Source organism: Pseudomonas sp. FW306-02-D09B, assembly GCF_058782685.1.
Genome location: NZ_JBYSXY010000020.1, coordinates 1 through 21,537 on the forward strand (window position 1 = coordinate 1; position 21,537 = coordinate 21,537).

Consider the following 21,537-nt stretch of genomic DNA (forward strand, 5'->3'; position numbering starts at 1 on the left):
GAGAGGATTTTGATACGGCCAAGCTTTTCAGCGAAAAGCACTTCGCGAAAGCTTGACCGGAAACAGAGTATCTACGGAGTGAGAGGCGACCGGGGTGGCCAAATACTGTCTAACGTGGGAACCTTTTAAACCGTGGAGCCGTCCACTCCCCTGTTACGACCTGTCGTCAGGGGCTGAAATATCAGCAAGTCAGCCTGACGAGGCTGCGCTTATGGCTCGATCTCATGCCGCTTTGCCGGCATGGACGAGCTGCTTTTCGCGAACAGTGTCTTCGGCAGCCAAGTATGGCGTTGCCACACGAAGCGCTGTTCGCCGACTGAAATAAAGGAGTCCGCCTGTGGCTATTCGCTATGGCAAAGGGCTAATAGGAGGAGCGGTTGTCGTCGCCCTTCTGGCCCTGCTGATCCACTGGATCGGCATCAACACGATCGACCTGTACCGCGACGATTTGTTGTTTTACCTGCAAGCTCATCTGATTCTCGTCCTCGCTTCCATGCTGGCCGCCCTCGTTGTGGGTATTCCCGCCGGCATCCTCCTCAGCCGCCCGACCATGGTCGGACGCGCCGAACGCTTCATGCAGCTCTTCAACATCGGCAACACTGTCCCGCCTCTCGCCGTACTGGCCATCGCCCTGGGAATACTCGGGATCGGCAGCGGCCCCGCGATCTTTGCGCTGTTCCTCGCGTCCCTGTTGCCCATCGTGCGCAACACCTACGAAGGCCTGAAAAACGTTCAGGGCTCACTCAAGGAGGCGGCTGTCGGTATCGGCATGACCCCAAGCCAGGTGCTCTGGCGGGTCGAACTGCCGAACGCCGTGCCGATCATCATCGGCGGCGTGCGCGTCGCACTGGCGATCAACGTCGGCACTGCGCCGCTGGCGTTCCTGATCGGCGCCAATAGCCTGGGCAGCCTGATTTTCCCCGGCATTGCCTTGAACAACCAGCCGCAATTGATTCTCGGCGCAGCCTGCACCGCCCTGCTGGCCTTGCTGCTCGACGGTCTGGTGACACTGGCCAGCCGCCTCTGGCTGGAACGCGGTTTACCCCAGTCCTGAATCCGGCTGAGCGAAGGAATAATCATGAAGACATTTAGCTTATTACTAGGCTGCGTCCTGCTGTGCGCAGGATTTGCCCATGCCGCCGACAAACCGTTGATCCGCATCGGCGCCCGGGTGTTCACCGAACAAACCCTGCTCGCGGAAATCACCTCGCAATACCTGCGGACCAAGGGTTATGAGGTCCAGGTGACCGGCGGCCTGGGCAGCAGCCTGGCCCGCAGCGCCCATGAAAACGGCCAGCTCGACCTGATGTGGGAATACACCGGCGTGTCGCTGGTGGCTTACAACCATGTCACCGAGAAACTCGATAGCGAACAGTCCTACGTCCGGGTTAAGGAACTCGACGCGAAAAAGGGTCTGGTCTGGCTCACACCGTCGAAATTCAGCAACACCTACGCCCTCGCGTTGCCGAAGAACGTGGCTGACGAATACCCGCAGATCAACCGCATCAGCGACTTGAACAACGTGCTCGACGCTGAGGCAAAGGCCAACCACCTGGTGGCTCTGGACACCGAGTTCGCCAACCGTTCCGACGGCCTCAAAGGCATGGTCAAGCTCTACGACATGAACCTGACCCGCAACAATATCCGGCAGATGGACGCCGGACTGGTCTATACCGCGCTGCGCAATGGCCAGGTGTTTGCCGGTCTGGTCTACACCACTGACGGTCGCTTGAACGCTTTCAAATTGAAACTGCTGGAAGACGACAAGCATTACTTCCCGGACTACACCGCTGCGCCGGTTGTGCGTCAGGTGTACCTCGATGCCCATCCGCAACTGGCGGAACAACTCAAACCACTGGCCGAACTGTTCGACGACCAAACCATGCGTCAGCTCAATGCGCGGGTCGATGTCGATCATGAAAGTCCTTCCGCCGTGGCCGCAGATTTCTTGCGCCAGCACCCATTGAACTAAGGAGGAAAAGCCATGGAATTTCTCAACGCCTTTTCCCACCTGGACTGGCCACTCGTCCTGCACCTGACCTGGCAACACATCACCCTGGTCGGCATCGCCGTGACCCTGGCGATTGTGGTCGGCGTGCCGCTGGGCATTCTGATGACGCGCTTCCCGACGCTGGCCGGTCCCTTGCAAGCCAGCGCCACGGTGCTGTTGACCATCCCGTCGATTGCGCTGTTCGGTCTACTGCTGCCGTTCTACTCGAAATTCGGCCAGGGCCTGGGACCGATGCCAGCCATCACCGCGGTATTTCTGTATTCCCTGCTGCCAATCATGCGTAACACCTACCTGGCACTGACCGGTGTCGAACCCGGCATTCGCGAAGCAGCCCGGGGCATCGGCATGACCTTCGGCCAACGCCTGCGCATGGTCGAGTTACCAATTGCGGTGCCGGTGATCCTCGCCGGCGTACGCACCGCCGTGGTCATGAACATTGGCGTGATGACCATCGCCGCCACCATCGGCGCCGGTGGTCTGGGCGTACTGATCCTCGCTGCCATCAGCCGCAGCGATATGTCGATGCTGATCGTCGGTGCAGTGCTGGTCAGTCTTCTGGCGATCTTCGCCGACCTGCTTCTGCAATGGCTGCAACGTTCGCTGACTCCAAAAGGATTACTCAAATGATCGAACTTCAAAACCTCAGCAAAACCTTTCACAGCAACGGCAAAGATGTGAAAGCCGTGGACTCGGTAAGCCTGATCGTCAACGAAGGCGAGATTTGCGTGTTCCTCGGCCCGTCGGGTTGCGGCAAAAGCACCACGTTGAAAATGATCAACCGCTTGATCAAGCCGACCTCGGGCAAAATCCTGATCAACGGCGAAGACACCACCGACCTCGACGCAGTGACGCTGCGCCGCAACATCGGTTATGTGATCCAGCAGATCGGCCTGTTCCCGAACATGACCATCGAGGAAAACATCACCATCGTGCCGCGCCTGCTCGGTTGGGACAAACAGCAATGCCACGATCGCGCCCGCGAGTTGATGAACATGATCAAGCTCGAACCCAAGCAGTACTTGAGCCGCTACCCGCGTGAGCTGTCCGGTGGCCAGCAACAGCGGATCGGCGTGATCCGCGCCCTCGCCGCCGACGCCCCGTTGCTGTTGATGGACGAACCGTTCGGCGCGGTCGACCCGATCAACCGCGAGATGATCCAGAACGAGTTTTTCGAGATGCAGCGGGCGCTCGGCAAGACCGTAATCATGGTCAGCCACGACATCGACGAAGCGATCAAGCTCGGCGACAAGATCGCGATCTTCCGTGGCGGCAAGCTGATTCAGGTCGATCACCCGGACACCCTGCTCGCGCACCCGGAGGATGACTTTGTCAGCAACTTCGTCGGCCAGGACAGCACGCTCAAGCGCCTGCTGCTGGTCAAGGCCGAGGACGCGGCGGACAACGCGCCGTCAGTCAGCCCGGAAACGCCGGTGGCCGAAGCGCTGGAACTGATGGACGAACTCGACCGCCGCTACGTGGTGGTCACCTGCGCCGACAACAAGGCACTGGGCTACGTGCGCCGCCGCGATCTGCACCGTCAGGCCGGCACCTGCGTGCAATACCTGCGCGAATTCAACGCCACGGCAGCCTACGACGAGCACCTGCGAATCCTCTTGTCGCGCATGTACGAGTTCAACCGCTCGTGGCTGCCGGTGATGGACGCCGAGCGGGTGTTCCTCGGTGAAGTGACGCAGGAGTCGATTGCCGAGTACCTGAGTTCCGGGCGCTCGCGGGGTGGTAAGACCAGCATTGTTTCGCCTGCAGAGACTGCGCTGGCCTGATTCGTTTCGACTGATCGTTCCCACGCGGAGTCGGAACGATCATTTACACCCCAAATGTCCTTCCAACGGGAACATCACACTGTCATCAGGGTCGGTTACACAAGTGTCTGACCAGGACCGCACGACGGATGCGTGCAAAAACGCGACATTTTTTGTTGATCTCAAGGCCCTCACGCCCTAAAGTTCGCGCCGAACGTCCATGCTGGAAACGATCCATCCGGCTCAAGTACTGACGACGAGACAGCAAGGCCAAGGGAAGCACCATTTCCCATGGCCTTTTTGCTTTCGGCGACATGCCTTGGGAAGTAGGCGAACCAAAGTGGGGATACGGAGGACGTTCATTTGCACCCATTGATAATTTCAGTTTGCCAGTAGGAGTTCCCAGCATGTCGATCAACGTCGAAGACTATTTTGCGCGCGAAACCTTTCAGAAAATGAAGGCCTTCGCTGACAAGCAAGAAACCCCGTTCGTGGTCATCGATACCGCGATGATTGCCCAGGCCTATGACGACCTGCGCGCCGGTTTCGAATTCGCCAAGGTTTACTACGCGGTCAAGGCCAACCCGGCCGTCGAGATCATCGACTTGCTGAAAGAGAAAGGCTCGAGCTTCGACATCGCCTCGATCTACGAGCTGGACAAAGTGCTGGGCCGCGGCGTAACCCCGGACCGCATCAGCTATGGCAACACCATCAAGAAATCCAAGGACATTCGCTACTTCTACGAGAAGGGCGTGCGTCTGTATGCCACCGACTCCGAAGCCGACCTGCGCAACATCGCCAAGGCTGCACCGGGTTCGAAAGTCTATGTGCGCATCCTGACCGAAGGCTCGACCACCGCCGACTGGCCTTTGTCGCGCAAATTCGGCTGCCAGACCGACATGGCCATGGACCTGCTGATCCTCGCTCGCGACCTGGGCCTGGTGCCTTACGGCATCTCCTTCCACGTCGGCTCGCAGCAGCGTGACATCAGCGTCTGGGACGCGGCGATCGCCAAGGTCAAAGTGATCTTCGAACGTCTGAAAGAAGAAGACGGCATCCACCTGAAGCTGATCAACATGGGCGGCGGCTTCCCGGCCAACTACATCACCCGCACCAACAGCCTGGAAACCTACGCCGAAGAAATCATCCGTTTCCTCAAGGAAGACTTCGGTGACGATCTGCCGGAAATCATCCTTGAGCCAGGCCGTTCGTTGATCGCCAACGCCGGCATCCTGGTCAGCGAAGTGGTGTTGGTCGCGCGTAAATCCCGCACCGCCGTCGAGCGTTGGGTATACACCGACGTGGGCAAGTTCTCCGGCCTGATCGAAACCATGGACGAAGCCATCAAGTTCCCGATCTGGACCGAGAAGAAAGGCGAGATGGAAGAAGTGGTCATCGCTGGCCCGACCTGCGACAGCGCCGACATCATGTACGAGAACTACAAGTATGGCCTGCCGCTGAACCTGGCCATCGGTGACCGCCTGTACTGGCTGTCCACCGGCGCCTACACCACCAGCTACAGCGCCGTTGAGTTCAATGGCTTCCCGCCGCTGAAATCGTTCTACGTCTAAACGCAGCGGTTAAGGCTGTAGGAGCACGGCTTGCCGGCGATAGCGATCTCAGGAACGCCTTCGCCGGCAAGCCGTGCTCCTACAGGACCTGCGCCAGGCCAGCGGCCCGTCGCTGATAATCCGTGGCCAACGCCCGGATTTGTGGATCTCTCGCACTCAACAGCGCCGCGCCTGCCACTTTCAAGAACTTCAAATTCCCACCCGCCAATGCCTCGTGCAGCCAGCTCAGCGCAGCCTCGATCTGCCCTTGGTGGGCCAGCACTGCCGCATAACTGAACTGCCCCCGAAAGTCCCCACCCTCTGCCGAACGTCGATACCAATCCACTGCGGCCAGAGGATCCGCCGGGCAGAATCGCCCCTCTTCCAGATAGCGCCCCAGCAGGTTCATCGACTTGGCGTGGCCCAGTTCGGCGGCTCGGCGATAAAGATTCAGGGCTTGCGACTGATCCTCGACCACACCACGCCCGGTGGCCAGCAGGTTGGCGTAGTTGTACATCGCCCAGTCCAGTCCGGCTTCGGCGGCGAAGCGATAATGTCCCGCAGCGACTGTAGCGTCGGCATTACAGCCCCAACCATGTTCATGACAACGCCCGAGCATGTTGCGCGCCATCAGATGCCCGCCGTTGGCGGCGATCTTGAACCAGCGCAAGGCCAGTGCCTGGTCCTTGGCGATGCCCTGCCCTTCGAGCAGGATTTGACCGAGCAAGGCCTGGGCGTCGAGGATCCCGGTCTTCGCTGCAATAAGTATTGCCTGAGCGGCACGGGCCGGGCTCTCGGTGAGCATCACGCTGAGTTGATCGCCATCGAGGACTTCCTCGCGGCGCAGTCGATAGCTCACGGTTACACCTCGACCCAGCGGCGCAGCAGGTTGTGATAGGTGCCGGTCAGGCGAATCAGCGATGGGTGATCCGGCATGTCCCGGGTCAGTTGCTGGATCGCCTCGTCCATCTCGAACAACAAGGCGCGCTGGCTGTCTTCGCGAACCAGGCTTTGGGTCCAGAAGAATGAGGCATAGCGTGTGCCGCGAGTCACCGCGTTGACCTTGTGCAGGCTGGTGCCCGGATAGAGCACCAGGTCGCCGGCCGGCAACTTCACTCGCTGAGTGCCAAAGGTGTCCTGGATTTCCAATTCGCCACCGTCGTACTCGTCCGGGTCGCTGAAGAACAACGTCGACGACAGGTCGGTGCGAACGCGCTCGATGCTGCCCTTGGGCTGACGCACGGCGTTGTCGATATGAAAGTCGAAGCTGCCCCCCGCCGTATAGCAGTTCAGCAGTGGTGGAAAGACTTTGTGCGGTAACGCTGCTGACATGAATCGCGGATGTTTCCACAACCGTTCAAGCATCGCCGCGCCAATTTCCTGCGCCAGCGGGTGACCTTCCGGCAGTTGCAGATTGTGCTTGGCCTTGGCCGACTGAAAGCCTGCGGTGATCTTGCCGTCCGCCCAGTCAGCCTGCTCCAGAGCCTCGCGAATGCGCTGCACCTCTTCGCGGGAGAACAAGCCGGGAATATGCAGCAGCATGGGGCGATACCTGAGGGCAAAGGGATGCCAATGGTATTGATTCTTATTGGCAATGTAAAATCGCGCTGACGGATGAGTCCGTAAAACCCGTAAGGAAAAACTGTAAAGAATGTAAATTCAGCGCAAATAGCAATATATCTCAATTGATACAAATACGTATTTACCCTATATTCCGCCGCCTCAAACCCTGGGGAGGGGAATTCACAATGTCATGCCAACTACCACAATCACCGGTCAGCTCACCGCGTCTACTCGCCTCTGCAATTGGCGTGGCGATCACTGCCAGCTCTGCAGCGCACATGGCTTACGCGGCAGAAAAGACCGACGATAAAGCGCCGCGCAATGCGATTGCCCTGGATGCCACCAGTGTCACCGGTGAAGCCCAGGACTCCACCTCCTACCAGGTCGAAAAAGCCTCTTCGCCCAAGTACACCGCGCCGCTGATTGATACCCCGCGTTCGGTGACCGTGATTCCACAGCAGGTCCTCAAGGACACTGGCGCCCTCAACATGCAGGATGCGCTACGCACCGTCCCGGGCATCACTTTCGGTGCTGGTGAAGGCGGCAACCCGCAGGGTGACCGTCCATTTATTCGTGGTTTCGACGCTCAGGGCGACACCTACCTCGACGGCGTACGTGACACCGGCTCCCAGAGCCGTGAAATCTTCGCCGTTGAGTCGATTGAAGTCAGCAAAGGCCCGAACTCCGCAATTGGCGGTCGTGGCGCAGCCGGTGGCAGCATCAACCTGGTGAGCAAAAAGGCGCACCTGGGCGACTCGTTCAATGGCGGTTTCACCTGGGGTTCGGACCAGACCCAGCGCTACACCCTGGACAGCAACTACCAGTTCAGCGATACCGCCGCTGGCCGCCTGAACCTGTTGAGCCACGAAAGCAACGTCGCTGGTCGTGACAAGGTCGACTACGACCGTTGGGGCATCGCGCCGTCGCTGGCCTTCGGCCTGGGCACCGACACCCGCGTCAACCTCGACTACTACCATCTGCAAAGCAACGACCTGCCGGACTCAGGTATTCCGTACACCGTACCGGCTTCGGGCAAGACCGCTGATCGCACCAAGAGCAACCCGGACAAACCTTACGCGGGCGGTGACAGCAGCAACTTCTATGGCTTGACCGACCGCGACTTCCGCAAGACCCGTACTGACACTGCGACCTTCGCCATCGAGCACGACCTGAGCGATGCGCTGACCATCAAGAACACCCTGCGCCACGGCACCAGCATGCAGGATTACATCCTGACCCAGCCGGACGACAGCAAGGGCAACGTGAACAACGGCAGCGTCTGGCGTCGTGCCAACACCCGTGTCAGCAACGTAGCGACCACCACCAACCAGACCGATCTGTTTGGCAACTTCTACATCGCCGGCTTCAAGAACAGCTTCTCCACCGGTGTCGAGTTCACCCGTGAAGAAGGCGAAAAATCCTCGTACAACGTGAACACCGATACCACTCCAGGCTCGGGTCCAGCGGACAAACCAAGCAGCAACTGCACGCCATCGATGATCGGCGCGTCCAGCGGCTACAACTGCACCTCGCTGGCCAACCCGAACCCGAACGATCCGTGGAACGGTGCGATTTCGCGCAACTACGCGGGCACCGACACCACCGCCAACACACGTGCCCTGTACGTCTTCGACACGCTGGAACTGTCGCCGCAATGGCTGGTGAACATGGGCCTGCGCTACGACCACTTCGACACTAAGTACAAGACCTTCACCGCGGCGGGTGCCACCACGGCCAAAGGCGCTGACACCAGCGAGTTCGTCACCGGTCAGTTGGGTGTCGTTTACAAACCGGCTGAAAACGGCAGCATCTACGCCTCTTACGCGACCTCCGCCACACCACCGGGTAATACCCTGGGCGAAGGCATGGACGGCAACCCGCTGTCGGGCACCAAGGATCGCAACGGCAATCTGCTGAGCAGCGACATGGAGCCGGAAACCACCAAGAACTACGAAGTCGGCACCAAGTGGGACCTGCTCAACGATCGTTTGTCGTTGACCGCCGCCCTATTCCGTACCGAGAAAGAGAACGCTCGTGTTCAGGTTGATACCACTTCCTACGCAAACGCCGGCAAAACCCGCGTTCAAGGGATCGAGCTGTCGGCCAACGGTAAGATCACCGACAAATGGCAGGTCTTCGCCGGCTACGCCTACATGGACAGCGAGCAAGTCGATGGCGGCCCGCTGAACCACGCCACCGATGGCAATCAATTGCCTAACACCCCGAAAAATAGCGCCAGCCTGTGGTCGACTTACAACGTCACGCCGAAGCTGACCTTGGGCGGCGGCGCGTTCTATGTCGATGACGTATTCGGCAGCGTGGCCAACACCACCATGGTCAACTCCTACGTTCGTTATGACGCGATGGCCAGCTACAAGTTGACCAAAAACGTCGACCTGCAACTGAACCTGCAAAATCTGACCGACGTGACCTACTACGACAAAGCCTTCGCCACCCACTTCGCCAATCAGGCGCCGGGCCGTACGGCATTGCTGAGCACCAACTTCCACTTCTGATAAAGAACGATGTCGCCAAGCCCCGCCCATCACGATGAGCGGGGCTTTTGCATGTAAAAAAGAATGTTTCTCGACAACTCACGGCATAATGCGCGCCGTGACGTTTCTTATTGAACAAACAGTTTTAGACGAACAAGGCGGTCGACGTGTTGAAGAAAACCCTGTTCCAGCTGCACTGGTTCTTCGGCATCAGCGCGGGTCTGGTACTGGCCTTGATGGGCATTACCGGTGCGGCGGTGTCGTTTCAGGATGAGATCCTGCGGGCACTCAACCCACAGATCCTGCAGGTCGAGAAGCAGGTGGCCGGCGTTCTGCCGCCGGCAGATCTGGTGGCCAAGGTCGAGGCTGCCGAGGGCAAGAAAGTCGCGATGTTTTGGGTCGAAACCGAGAGCGGCTTTGCGGCGCGCGTGTTCTTCACCCCGCCGCCGGGCGAGCGCCGTGGCCAGATGCGCTACGTCGACCCGTACACCGGCGACTACATGGGCGATGCCGTTGGCCAGGACTTTTTTGGCCTGATGTTGCAACTGCACCGTTTCCTGGCGATGGGCGACACCGGCCGGCAAATCACCGGTGCCTGCACACTGATTCTGATTTTCTTCTGCCTGTCCGGGCTCTACCTGCGCTGGCCGCGTCAGGTCGCAAGCTGGCGTGCCTGGCTGACCCTCGACTGGGCGAAAAAAGGTCGCAGCTTCAACTGGGACCTGCACTCGGTCGCGGGCACCTGGTGCTTGCTGGTGTATTTGCTGGCCGCGCTGACCGGGCTGTCCTGGTCCTATGAGTGGTACAACAAGGGCCTGAGCAAACTGCTGTCGGACGCACCGCAAAACGAACGCGTCAGACAGGGGCGTGGTGCACCGCCACCGGCCGGCCCCCTGCCGACCGCCGATTACAACGCGATCTGGAGCAGCATCTACAGCGCCGCGGGGCCGGGCCTGAGCGCCTATAACGTGCGCATGCCACCGGTGGCCGGACAACCGGCGACCGTGTTCTATCTGTTGAAAAACTCACCCCATGACCGGGCGCTGAACCAGATCACGCTCGACCCGGCCACCGGTGTTATCAGCCGTCATGATCGCTACGGCGACAAGAGCTTCAAGGCGCAACTGTTGACCAGCATTTACGCGCTGCACGTCGGCAGTTACTTTGGTCTCGTCGGGCGAATTGTGCTGACACTGGCCTCGCTGACCATGCCGCTGTTCTTCATCACCGGCTGGTTGCTGTACCTGGACCGTCGACGCAAGCAACGCCAGATCAAAAACGCCCGCAAAGAGCTGATGCAAACCACCAGCGATGTACCGGCATGGCTGATCGGCTTCGCCAGCCAGAGCGGTTTTGCCGAACATTTGGCCTGGCAGACCGCCAGCCAATTGCAAGCCGCCGGGTTGCCGGTAAAGGTCCAACCGCTGGCGGCTGTCAGCGAGCAGGACCTGCGCGAGTCGAGCAATGCGCTGTTCGTGGTCAGTACCTTTGGCGACGGCGAAGCACCGGACAGCGCTCGTGGTTTCGAGCGCAAGGTGCTGGGTCGGGCGCTGAGCCTTTCGAGCCTGAACTACGCCGTGCTTGGCCTCGGTGATCGGCAGTATCAACACTTCTGCGGCTTTGCCAAACGCTTGCACAGCTGGCTGGCGGAACACGGTGGCACCACATTGTTTGCCCCGGTGGAAGTCGACAGCGGCGACCCGTACGCCCTGCGCCATTGGCAGCAGCAACTCGGTCAACTGACCGGGCAGCCACCGGTCGATACCTGGAAAGCCCCGAGCTACAACAACTGGACCTTAAGCAAGCGCGAACTGCTCAACCCCGACAGCAGCGGCGCCGACGTTTACCTGCTGGGCCTGACGGCGCCCGACACCAGCAGTTGGCTGGCCGGCGACCTGGTTGAAGTGCTACCGCGCAATTGCCGGGGCGCGATTGAACAGTTCCTTGAAGGGCTGGGCATCGCCGGCAACAGTCGGGTGCAATTCAATGGCGTGCAGGAAACCCTGGAACACGCCTTGGCCAGCCGTCAATTACCCGAAAATCGCGTGCATCTGGTCGGCTTGCACGCTCAGGCGCTGGTCGACGCGCTGGTGCCATTGGCCATGCGCGAATACTCGATCGCCTCGATTGCCGCCGACGGCGTGCTCGAACTGCTGGTGCGTCAGGAATGTCATGCAGATGGACGTCTGGGCATCGGCTCCGGCTGGCTGACCGAATACGCGCCATTGGGTTCTGCCATCAGCCTGCGGGTACGGCGCAACAGCGGTTTTCATCTACCGGCAACGCCCGTACCGATGATTCTGCTGGGCAACGGCACCGGACTGGCTGGCCTGCGCAGCTTGCTCAAGGCACGGATTGCCGATGGCCAGACACGCAACTGGCTGCTGTTTGGCGAACGCAATCGCGAGCATGACTTCCTCTGTCGCGATGAGCTCGAGGGATGGTTGATCGAAGGCGATCTGGAGCGGCTGGACCTGGCGTTTTCGCGGGATCAGGCCGAGAAGATCTACGTTCAGGATCGCCTGCGCCAACGTGCCGTCGAGCTGAAAAAGTGGCTGGCAGACGGTGCATCGATCTACATCTGCGGCAGCCTGCAAGGGATGGCGACAGGCGTGGATCAAGTACTCAACGAAGTGCTCGGTGTTGATGAAGTCGAGCGGCTGATCGAGCAGGGCCGCTACCGCCGCGACGTCTACTGACAACAATCTCTGTAGGAGCCGAGCTTGCTCGCGATCGCGATTTCAAGACCGCCATCGCCGGCAAGCCGTGCTCCTACAGAATGCTTGTTTTCAAACCGGCTGCAGTTTCTGCTCAAACACCGCCACGCCATCCAGGTCGCGCAAGATCACGCTCATTTCGGCGGTCTGACCATCGATATTCACCTCGCCGAAAAACTGAAACCCGGCAAACGGCGAGGTGTTCTGCGCCGGCGGGGCTTTCTCGAACACCACTTCGGGGCCGAAGGTTTTATCCAGCGGATTGGGGCCGAAGCTGCCGGCATTCAAGGGACCTGCGACGAACTCCCAGAACGGTTCGAAGTCCTGAAACGCTGCGCGATCCGGGTGGTAATGGTGAGCGGCGCAGTAATGCACATCGGCCGTCAGCCAGACGTAATTGCGCACCTGCTGCGCCCGCAAGAAACCCAACAACTCAGCGATCTCCAGCTCGCGGCCCTGGGCCGGGCCCGGGTCACCGTTGGCCACGGCTTCCCAGCGCGGCACGCCGGGGCTGACTTCGCCATCAGGCACGCCAAGACCAATCGGCATGTCGGCGGCGATGACTTTCCACTGCGCGCCGGAGTTTTTCAGTTCACGCTTGAGCCACTCCAGTTGCTCGCGTCCGAGGAAGGCTTTTTCGCCGCCGAGGTTGTCGTCATTGGCCCCGCGATAGCTGCGCATGTCCAGCACGAACACATCCAGCAGCGGCCCGTAACCGAGCTTGCGATAGATCCGTCCGCCGTTGTCGGCGGCCTGCAAGCGCATCGGCGCGTATTCGAGCCAGGCTTGCCGCGCACGGCCGACCAGGCTATGGATATCTTTGCTTTGGTAGCGCTCGTCGAGCTGTTTGCCCGGCGACCAGTTGTTCACCACTTCGTGGTCGTCCCACTGCCAGATCTGCGGCACCTCGGCGTTGAAGCGGCGGATGTTTTCGTCCATCAGGTTGTAGCGGTAGTTGCCTCGATATTCGTCGAGGGTTTCCGCGACTTTGCTCTTGGCTTCGCTGGTGATGTTGCGCCACACCCGACCGTTTTCGGTGGTCAGTTGCGCCGGCACCGGGCCGTCGGCGTAGATGGTGTCGCCGCTGTGGATAAAGAAGTCCGGCAGGCGCAAACGCATCGCCTCGTAGATGCGCATGCCGCCGATATCCGGGTTGATGCCGAAGCCCTGGCCGACGGTGTCGCCGCTCCAGACAAAACGGATGTCGCGACGGGTCTGCGGCACACTGCGCAAGTGACCGAACCACGGTTCGCTGGCCACGCCGCTTTGGGCGTCTTCGAAGTACACGCGATAGAAGATCGCCTGATCGGCGGGCAGCCCGGTCAGCTCGACCCGGGCCGTGAAGTCGGTGCGGGCATCAGCCAACGGTGAGACGAAACGCCGAGGATTGCTGAACAGGCTGCGAGTGTCCCATTCCACGACCATCCGCGCCGGGCGGTCGCTGCGGCTCCAGATCATCGCCCGGTCGCCCAGCAGGTCACCGGACTGCACGCCATCGGTGAGCTGTGGGCGATCCTTGACCGAGGCGATCACCGCCGGAGCCAGGCCAGGTAACAACAAGCCGGCACCGACAGCCTGCATCACTCGACGGCGTCCCAAGTCGAATTCGCTCATGGAGTTCTCCCTAAAAGGAAAACTTAAACATGGCTGTGTGAATCCGATGTGACACAAAAATCTGCCGGTGCAGCAGATCCCTGTGGGAGCGGGCTTGCTCGCGAAAGCGGTCTGACAGTCAGCATCTTTGTTGAATGTTAAACCGTCTTCGCGAGCAAGCCCGCTCCCACAGGGTATGGCGGTCAGGCGTTGGCCGGTTCCAATGCCAACTCGGCGACTTCGGGGCGTTTGACCGCGGCGTAAACCACTGCCGTCAACAGGCTCCCGGCAACAATCGCCAGCAGGTACAGCAGCGCATGGTTGATCGCATTCGGGATCAGCATCACGAACAGTCCACCGTGCGGCGCCATCAGCTTGCAGCCGAAATACATCGACAGTGCACCGGCCAGTGCACCACCGGCGATGCTCGCCGGGATCACTCGCAGCGGGTCCTTGGCGGCGAACGGAATCGCCCCTTCGGAGATAAAGCACAACCCCAGCACCAAGGCGGCTTTACCGGCTTCGCGCTCGGTCTGGGCAAACTTGCGCCGGGCGATGAACGTGGCGATGCCCAGGCCAATCGGCGGCACCATGCCAGCGGCCATGGTCGCGGCCATCGGCGCATAACTTTGCGACGCCAGCAGCCCCACCGAAAACGCATAAGCGGCCTTGTTGATCGGCCCGCCGAGGTCGACGCACATCATGCCGCCGAGCAATACCCCCAGCAGAATCGCATTGGTGGTGCCCATGCTGTCGAGGAAATGCGTCAGGCTTTCCAGCAGTCCGGCGACCGGTTTACCGACCACATAGATCATCACCAGGCCGGTGAACAGACTCGCCAGCAACGGGATGATCAGAATCGGTTTCAGCGCTTCCAGACTTTGCGGCAGACGCGCATAACGGTTGATCGCCTGCGCCGCGTAGCCGGCAATGAATCCGGCAATGATCCCGCCGATAAAACCGGCGCCCAGGGTACTCGCCAACAGGCCACCAATCATCCCTGGCGCCAGGCCAGGACGGTCAGCAATCGAGTAGGCGATGTAACCCGCGAGCAACGGCACCATCAACTTGAACGCGGTATCGCCACCGATCTGCATCAGTGCCGCCGCCAGCGTGCCCGGCTCCTTGAACGCGGTGATGCCGAAGACAAACGACAGCGCGATCATCAAGCCCCCGGCCACCACCATCGGCAACATGAACGAGACGCCCGTCAGCAGGTGTTTGTAGACCCCGGTTTTCTCTTTCTTGGCCGGGCCTTGGGCGCCGCTCGATGCGGTTTCTTGCTTGCCTTCGGCCAGTGCTTTGTTGAGTGTCGCTTCGGCCTGTTTCAGCGCGATGCCGGTGCCGCAGCGGTAAATTTTCTTGCCAGCGAAACGCTCGGTGGCGACTTCGATGTCCGCCGCCAACAGCACCACATCGGCATCCGCGATGGCTTGCGCGCTCAACGGATTGCGCGCGCCGACCGAGCCCTGGGTTTCCACCTGCAAGTCATAACCCAGACGCTTGGCCGCCTGCTGCAAGGCTTCGGCCGCCATAAAGGTATGGGCGACACCGGTCGGGCACGCAGTGACCGCCACCAGACGCGGCGCGGTTTTGCTGACAGTTGCGGGGTCGACGACGGCTTGCGGGGCGACATAGATTTGGGCTTCTTCAGCACCACGGCGCAGCACTGCATCGACGTCTTGCAGGGCTTGGGACGGCGTGCTCTGGAACACCCGCTTGCCGACAAACCGCGACATATCCACAGTCCCGGTGCTGACCAGCAACACCCACTCGGCGTCTTCCAGGGTCGCGGCGGACAGTTGGCGCTCCGGGTGTGCGGCGTCATGCACTTCAACACTAGTGCTCCAGCCCTGACGCTGCGCGGCGGCATCGAGCAAACGCGCGCACAGCACACTGGTAACCATGCCATTCGGGCAGGCAGTAACAATGGCTAACTTCATGACCAACCCTCTTATTGTTCTGTCAGGAGGCGCACGCGCACCTCCTGTTCGAGCTGCGCCAGTTGCGCGGCGTCACCGATACCAAAACCGATCTGCGTAACGGCCATGGCGGCAATCGCTGTGGCGGTGCGCAAGGTTTGTTCTGGCGTATCGGCACTGAGCAAACCGTGGAGCATGCCCGCGAGCAATGAATCGCCGGCGCCCACCGTACTGACAACACTGACCCTGGGTGGTGTGGCGTGCATCGCCGAGCCAACACTGAACCAGTTAACGCCTTCGGCGCCGTGGGAAATCACCACATGTTCGATTCCATGAGCGTGCAAACGACTCGCCGCTTCGGCTTGTGCAGCCACCGAAACCGCCTCGCAGTCCAGCGCCTCGGACAGCTCTTCGGTGTTCGGCTTGATCAGCCACGGTCCCGCCGACAGCCCTGCGCGCAAGGCTTCGCCGCTGGTGTCGAGGGCGACTTTCAAACCCCGCGACTTGAGGCGCAACAGCAACCCGTGCAACCACTGTGCGCTGACGCCACGCGGCAAACTGCCGGCGACCACTACGGCGTCATGACCCAAGGTGATCTGATCCAGACGATCGAGCAACGCCTGCTGCGCAGCCGCACTGACCACCGGCCCTGGACCGTTGATGTCAGTGATGCGTCCGTCCGCTTCCGCCAGTTTGATGTTGCTGCGAGTCTCACCGGGTACGCGGATGAAGGCGTCGACAAAACCGCGTTTGGCGAACAGGGTTTCGAACGCCTGAAGATTGTCCTCACCGAGAAAACCGCTGACCGTCAGCTGATGCCCGAGGTCTGCCAGCACCTGTGCCACATTGATGCCTTTGCCGGCGGCGTGGGTGTGCATGGCTTCGCTGCGATTGACCTGACCAGGTTCCAGATGCGGCAACTGAACGGTGAGGTCCAGCGCCGGGTTGAGGGTCAGGGTTAGGATTTTGGCCATTACAGAGCCTCCACTAATGCGCGCACTTCATTCGCGCTGCCCACGGCCAGAGCCAGTTGGGCCAGATGTTTTACCTGCGCAAGACTCAGCTCACGAACCCGTGCCTTGACCTCGCCGATGCTGCGCGCCGAAACGCTCAACTCATCCACCCCCAGGCCGACCAACACCGGTACCGCCAGCGGGTCTGCCGCCAGTTCGCCGCACACGCCAACCCATTTGCCATGAGCATGGGCGGCGCGCACCGTGATGTCGATCAGTTGCAACACCGCCGGGTGCAAGCCATCGGCCTGGGCCGACAGGGTCGGATGACCGCGATCGATGGCCAGGGTGTATTGGGTCAGGTCATTGGTGCCGACGCTGAAAAAATCGACTTCCTTGGCCAGAACCGGCGCCAGCAAAGCCGCCGAAGGCACTTCGATCATGATCCCCAGTTGCAGGTCGGCCACCGGGATTTCCAGACGCAGGCGCTCGGTCATATCTCGCGCCTGACGCCATTCATCGACGCTGCCGACCATCGGGAACATGATCCGCAACGGGCGGTTGTCAGCGGCGCGCAGCAAGGCCCGCAACTGCGCTTCCATGATCTGCGGACGTTGCAAGGTCAGGCGAATGCCACGTACGCCGAGGAACGGGTTTTCCTCCTTGGCAATCGGCCAATACGGCAACGGCTTGTCACCGCCAACGTCCAGGGTCCGCACCACCAGCGGCCGCCCGGCCAGGCCATCGAGCACCCGACGGTATTCGACTTCTTGAGTGGCTTCGTCCGGCGCTTGCTGGTGGGCCATAAAAATCAGTTCGGTGCGCAGCAGACCAATCCCTTCAGCACCCTGCTCCACTGCGCTAACCACGCCTGCGCTTTCGCCAATGTTGGCGAACACTTCGACCGCATGGCCGTCAGTGGTCAGCGCCGGTTGGTGACGCTGGGCCGCGGCCGCTTGCAGGCGTTGTTCGCGGTTGTCACGTTCTTCGGCGGCACGCTGCAACGTCGCCGCATCGGCGTCGACATGCAGCCGACCGCGCTGACCATCGAGCAGCAATGGCGTGCCCGAAGCCAGCCGCAACACCGCCGCGCCAGCACCAACCAGCGCCGGAATGCCCAAGGCCCGAGCGACAATCGCGCTGTGGGCGGTGGCACCACCGCGTGCGGTAAGAATGCCGGCCACCCGCGTTGGATCAAGGCGCGCGACATCCGATGGACCCACTTCATCCATTACCAGGATGTACGGCTGATCCGGTTCGCTCGGGGTTTCGATGCCGCACAGTTGCGCGAGCACCCGTCGACCGATATCGCGCAAGTCCGCTGCTCGCTCGGCGAGCAAGGCATCCTGCAAGGATTCCTGTTGTCTGGCTGCCGCGTCGATCACCGCCATCCACGCCGCTTCAGCGCTTTCGCCTTGCTTAAGGCGAGTGTCGACTTCATCGGTCAGTTCCGGGTCGTCGAGCATTTCCTGGTGGGTGATGAAAATCTCTCGGATGGCCTTGGCCTTGCTGCGCTGGATCAACCCTTCGATGTCGCGACGGACATCGGCCAGGGATGTTTTCAGACGCTCGCGCTCGATCGCCGTGGACTCGCCACGCAACGGGTAATCGATCGCTTGCAGCACCTGAATATGTGCAGGACCAATGGCAATCCCTGGTGCAGCAGCGACAGCTTGAATCACGCTGCCGGAGGCGGGAGCAACCACGACGTCAATGATTTCGTCGATGACCTCGCTCTGTGCACTCACTGTCGGCAACGGTTCGATGTCTTCGCCCAGGCCTTCTTCAATAGCCCTCAGCAGCGCCGGCAACGCATCGGCGGCGATGCTCGGCTCGGCAATCAACTCCAACACCTGGCCGCGACGGGCACCGAGGCTGAGCAGTTTACTCAAGCTCTTCACCGACACCGCGCTGTCCTGACCGTCGACGATGCGGATGCGGATCTCGCCTTCAAAGCTCTTCGCCAACTGCGCAAGGATCTTCGCTGGCCGCGCGTGCAAACCGTGGGCGTTGGCCAAGGCAATACGAGCGCTCGGCCAATCGGCCGGCAATTCGCCACCCAGCACTTCCAGCACCGCACGACGGCTGGTGGCGCGACCGAGTTCGTGACCACGGCCTTCAATCAACAAGGCGCAAAGACGTTCGAGCAAGGCCTGATGTGCTTCGCCAAGGCTGGCCAGACAGAACAGCCCGCTCAGTGGCTGACCGAGGTAACGAATCGGTTTGTCCGGGGTGACGAAGGCCAGGCCGGGGCGCTTGACCGTTTGTTCGCTGTGCAGCCACCACAGGCCATCACCCAACGGCAGCGCTTCGACCTGCTGCAATACCGCCGAAAAACCATTGCTCACGCAGTCGGCCTGACGCAACAACCGTGCGCCACGCCAGACCAGCTCTTCGAAATCGTCGGCGGAGACACCCAGGCCGATCATTTGTGCATCCAGCGCCAGCTCTTGCGGCGCGCCTTGCAGCAGTTTCAGCAAGGCTTCGGCGCTACTGGCACGGCGCAGAGCCTGGCCCAGATCGGTTTCACCGAGGGCGCGGGTCAGCAATTGCAGCAGGCGCAAATGCTCGTCGGATTTGGCCGCGATACCAATCGCCAGGTACACGATGTGCCCGTCGCCCCAATCCACCCCTTCGGGGAACTGCAGCAAACGCACGCCGGTGGTGTGCACCAGATCGCGGGTATCGGGGGTTCCGTGGGGGATCGCAATACCTTGGCCGAGAAAGGTCGAACCCTGGGCTTCACGCGCCTGCAAGCCGCTGAGGTAACCCTCGGCCACCAGGCCATCGTTAACCAGCGTATCGGCCAGCAAATGCAATGCGGCGGCTTTATCCACAGCCGACTGGCCCATGGATATCTGCTCTATGGTGAGCTCGAGCATGCTTTCTCCTTTTTGGCGCGGGGTCGCACCAGGTATTGTTTTGATTGAATCAGTTTAGGCTTTATTCAGAGCACTCTTTTTCAGAGCATCCTTTGTCGGTTTCACGGCAGAACCGGCAAAAAGAGCCAATAGCGCAGAAAATACGCTTGCTGAAACGTTTAATCTAGATGAGTTGGCACGTTACTCGATAATCTCCCAACCTTGAAGTCCAACTTGTCGGATGCGTTGCGACATTGGTCGCCTGCCGTAATCGGGTAGGATTGGACAAAATGTCGGGGCAAGCTCGAAAAAACAAGGAAATCCCGAGTTGAAACTCAGTGATATCGCCCAGTTGGCCGGTGTGTCTGTCACCACCGCCAGCTATGTCATCAATGGCAAGGCCGAACAGCAGCGCATCAGCAACGCCACCGTCGAGCGCGTGCGCGCGGTGGTCGAGCAACATGGCTTTACGCCTAATCCTCAAGCGGCCGGGTTGCGCAGTCGGCACACCCGCACCCTGGGTTTCATTCTGCCGGACCTGGAAAACCCCAGTTACGCGCGGATCGCCAAGCTCCTCGAACAAGGTGCCCGGGCGCGTGGCTATCAGTTGCTGATTGCCAGCTCCGACGATGCACCGGACAGCGAGCGCCAGTTGCTCAAGCTGTTTCGCGCACGGCGTTGCGATGCATTGATTGTCGCCAGCTGCCTGCCGGCCGGCGATGACAGCTATCGCCAGTTGCAGGCCAAGGGCTTGCCGATCATTGCGATTGACCGGGTCATGGAGCCTGAGCATTTCTGCTCGGTGATCAGCGATGATCGCGAAGCCAGCCTGAACCTCACCCGCAGCCTGTTGCAACCGCAGCCCAAGCAGATTGCACTGATCGGTGCGCGACCCGAGCTGAGCATCAGCCAGGAACGTGCCGCCGGCTTCAAACAGGCCCTGATCGACTTCAAGGGCGAAGTCCTGATCGAACACGGCGAGGCGTTCAGCCGCGACTGCGGTCGACAACTGATGGAAGAATTACTGCAACGCCTTGGCCATTTGCCGGATGCGTTGGTGACGACGTCCTACGTGCTGCTTCAAGGCGTGTTCGATGCCTTGCATGACTTCCCATTGAAAACCCGCCCGTTGCGCCTCGGCACGTTTGGTGACACGCAGTTGCTGGACTTCCTGCCGCTGCCGGTCAACGCCATGGCCCAACAGCATCAACTGATCGCCGATAAAGCCCTGCAGCTAGCTCTTGCGGCGATTGAAGAGGCCCATTACCAACCCGGCGTGCAAGCCATCGCGCGGACCTTCAAACAGCGTATTCGCCAGGACTGAAACGTGGAGCTGATCGACAGCCACACTCATCTGGACTTCCCGGACTTCGACCCGGACCGCCAGGCGCTGCTGGCTCAATGCCGCGCCTTGGGTGTGAAGCGGATGGTGGTGCTGGGGGTTTATCAGCGCAATTGGCAGCGGGTCTGGGATCTGGTGCAAAGCGATCTGGACCTGCATGCCGCATTTGGCTTGCATCCGGTCTATGTCGATGAGCATCGTCCCGCTGACCTGACCGAGTTGGCCGACTGGCTGACGCGTCTGGCCGGCCATCGGCAACTGTGCGCCGTGGGCGAAATTGGCCTGGATTACTTTCTTCAGGACCTGGACCGCGAACGCCAGCAAACGCTGTTTGAAGCACAGCTGCAACTGGCGGCAGACTTCCAGTTGCCGGCGCTGCTGCATGTGCGGCGCAGCCATGCGGCGGTGATTGCGACCTTGAAACGCTTCAGGCTCAAACGCGCCGGCATCATCCACGCCTTTGCTGGCAGCCAGGAGGAGGCCCGCGAATACCTCAAGCTCGGTTTCAAACTGGGATTGGGCGGTGCGGCAACCTGGCCACAAGCCTTGCGCATGCACAAAGTAATCGCCGGTTTGCCGCTGGAGTCGGTGGTGCTGGAAACCGATTCACCGGACATGGCGCCCGCGATGTACCCCGGACAACGCAACAGCCCTGCTCACTTGCCGGCGATTTGCGCGGCATTGGCGCAGATCATGGCCATCAGCCCCGAGCAACTGGCCGCCGCCAGCACCGCCAATGCCTGCGAGCTGTTCAACTGGTAATAACTGAC

Annotated in this window: 15 protein-coding genes; 9 read left to right on the forward strand and 6 right to left on the reverse strand. The window is 60.7% G+C overall.

Going from position 1 to position 21,537, the window contains the following annotated elements:
- Positions 1-337: 337 nt before the first annotated feature.
- The 5 genes from AC3WK5_RS25430 to AC3WK5_RS25450 all read left to right on the forward strand — a co-directional run bounded on the left by AC3WK5_RS25430 (position 338) and on the right by AC3WK5_RS25450 (position 5,342).
- Positions 338-1,054, forward strand: coding sequence for an ABC transporter permease (locus AC3WK5_RS25430; protein WP_103318648.1), 717 nt, complete (start codon positions 338-340; stop codon positions 1,052-1,054).
- 24 nt (positions 1,055-1,078) lie between these two features.
- Positions 1,079-1,972, forward strand: coding sequence for a glycine betaine ABC transporter substrate-binding protein (locus tag AC3WK5_RS25435; protein ID WP_103318646.1), 894 nt, complete (start codon positions 1,079-1,081; stop codon positions 1,970-1,972).
- 12 nt (positions 1,973-1,984) lie between these two features.
- Positions 1,985-2,638, forward strand: coding sequence for an ABC transporter permease (locus AC3WK5_RS25440; RefSeq protein ID WP_054594039.1), 654 nt, complete (start codon positions 1,985-1,987; stop codon positions 2,636-2,638).
- Positions 2,635-3,792, forward strand: a complete 1,158-nt coding sequence (locus AC3WK5_RS25445) for an osmoprotectant ABC transporter ATP-binding protein OsmV (protein ID WP_103318644.1) — start codon at positions 2,635-2,637, stop codon at positions 3,790-3,792. The genes AC3WK5_RS25440 and AC3WK5_RS25445 overlap by 4 nt, the downstream gene beginning before the upstream one ends.
- A 386-nt stretch (positions 3,793-4,178) precedes the next feature.
- Positions 4,179-5,342 (forward strand): type III PLP-dependent enzyme, encoded by a 1,164-nt coding sequence (locus tag AC3WK5_RS25450; protein ID WP_103318642.1) that lies wholly within the window; start codon positions 4,179-4,181, stop codon positions 5,340-5,342.
- 79 nt (positions 5,343-5,421) lie between these two features.
- On the opposite strand, the gene AC3WK5_RS25455 is transcribed toward AC3WK5_RS25450, so the two are convergent.
- Both AC3WK5_RS25455 and AC3WK5_RS25460 read right to left on the reverse strand, forming a co-directional pair.
- On the reverse strand, positions 5,422-6,180 hold the full coding sequence (locus AC3WK5_RS25455) for a tetratricopeptide repeat protein (protein WP_103318640.1): 759 nt from the start codon (positions 6,178-6,180) through the stop codon (positions 5,422-5,424).
- Between the two features lie 2 nt (positions 6,181-6,182).
- Complete coding sequence (locus AC3WK5_RS25460) at positions 6,183-6,863, reverse strand: Fe2+-dependent dioxygenase (protein WP_054594043.1); 681 nt, start codon at positions 6,861-6,863, stop codon at positions 6,183-6,185.
- A gap of 206 nt (positions 6,864-7,069) precedes the next feature.
- On the opposite strand from AC3WK5_RS25460, the gene AC3WK5_RS25465 reads away from it, so the two are divergent.
- Both AC3WK5_RS25465 and AC3WK5_RS25470 read left to right on the forward strand, forming a co-directional pair.
- Complete coding sequence (locus AC3WK5_RS25465) at positions 7,070-9,400, forward strand: TonB-dependent receptor (protein WP_103318637.1); 2,331 nt, start codon at positions 7,070-7,072, stop codon at positions 9,398-9,400.
- 146 nt (positions 9,401-9,546) lie between these two features.
- On the forward strand, positions 9,547-12,078 hold the full coding sequence (locus tag AC3WK5_RS25470; RefSeq protein WP_103318634.1) for a PepSY domain-containing protein: 2,532 nt from the start codon (positions 9,547-9,549) through the stop codon (positions 12,076-12,078).
- 90 nt (positions 12,079-12,168) lie between these two features.
- Here AC3WK5_RS25470 and AC3WK5_RS25475 read toward each other — a convergent pair whose 3' ends face one another.
- The 4 genes from AC3WK5_RS25475 to ptsP form a co-directional block, all read right to left on the reverse strand.
- On the reverse strand, positions 12,169-13,710 hold the full coding sequence (locus AC3WK5_RS25475; RefSeq protein WP_054594046.1) for an alkaline phosphatase D family protein: 1,542 nt from the start codon (positions 13,708-13,710) through the stop codon (positions 12,169-12,171).
- A 182-nt stretch (positions 13,711-13,892) separates the two neighbouring features.
- Complete coding sequence (locus tag AC3WK5_RS25480) at positions 13,893-15,632, reverse strand: PTS fructose-like transporter subunit IIB (protein ID WP_103318632.1); 1,740 nt, start codon at positions 15,630-15,632, stop codon at positions 13,893-13,895.
- Between the two features lie 11 nt (positions 15,633-15,643).
- Entirely contained in the window at positions 15,644-16,585 is a 942-nt protein-coding gene (pfkB, locus tag AC3WK5_RS25485; RefSeq protein WP_103318630.1) for a 1-phosphofructokinase, read from the reverse strand.
- The gene (gene ptsP / locus AC3WK5_RS25490) at positions 16,585-19,446 is read right to left on the reverse strand and encodes a phosphoenolpyruvate--protein phosphotransferase (RefSeq protein ID WP_103318627.1); all 2,862 of its coding nucleotides are present in this window, start codon (positions 19,444-19,446) and stop codon (positions 16,585-16,587) included. Before ptsP ends, pfkB begins: the two co-directional genes overlap by 1 nt.
- Before the next feature lie 307 nt (positions 19,447-19,753).
- Here ptsP and cra point away from each other — a divergent pair, with 307 nt between their 5' ends.
- The gene (cra, locus tag AC3WK5_RS25495) at positions 19,754-20,749 is read left to right on the forward strand and encodes a catabolite repressor/activator (protein ID WP_103318625.1); all 996 of its coding nucleotides are present in this window, start codon (positions 19,754-19,756) and stop codon (positions 20,747-20,749) included.
- 3 nt (positions 20,750-20,752) lie between these two features.
- Entirely contained in the window at positions 20,753-21,529 is a 777-nt protein-coding gene (locus AC3WK5_RS25500) for a TatD family hydrolase (RefSeq protein WP_103318623.1), read from the forward strand.
- Positions 21,530-21,537 lie beyond the last annotated feature (8 nt).

Coding starts and splice junctions, on each gene's coding strand:
- AC3WK5_RS25435 (WP_103318646.1), top strand. CDS start 1,079: ATGAAGACATTTAGCTTATTACTAGGCTGCGTCCTGCTGTGCGCAGGA.
- AC3WK5_RS25440 (WP_054594039.1), top strand. CDS start 1,985: ATGGAATTTCTCAACGCCTTTTCCCACCTGGACTGGCCACTCGTCCTG.
- AC3WK5_RS25445 (WP_103318644.1), top strand. CDS start 2,635: ATGATCGAACTTCAAAACCTCAGCAAAACCTTTCACAGCAACGGCAAA.
- AC3WK5_RS25450 (WP_103318642.1), top strand. CDS start 4,179: ATGTCGATCAACGTCGAAGACTATTTTGCGCGCGAAACCTTTCAGAAA.
- AC3WK5_RS25460 (WP_054594043.1), bottom strand. CDS start 6,863: ATGCTGCTGCATATTCCCGGCTTGTTCTCCCGCGAAGAGGTGCAGCGC.
- AC3WK5_RS25465 (WP_103318637.1), top strand. CDS start 7,070: ATGTCATGCCAACTACCACAATCACCGGTCAGCTCACCGCGTCTACTC.
- AC3WK5_RS25475 (WP_054594046.1), bottom strand. CDS start 13,710: ATGAGCGAATTCGACTTGGGACGCCGTCGAGTGATGCAGGCTGTCGGT.
- AC3WK5_RS25480 (WP_103318632.1), bottom strand. CDS start 15,632: ATGAAGTTAGCCATTGTTACTGCCTGCCCGAATGGCATGGTTACCAGT.
- pfkB (WP_103318630.1), bottom strand. CDS start 16,585: ATGGCCAAAATCCTAACCCTGACCCTCAACCCGGCGCTGGACCTCACC.
- ptsP (WP_103318627.1), bottom strand. CDS start 19,446: ATGCTCGAGCTCACCATAGAGCAGATATCCATGGGCCAGTCGGCTGTG.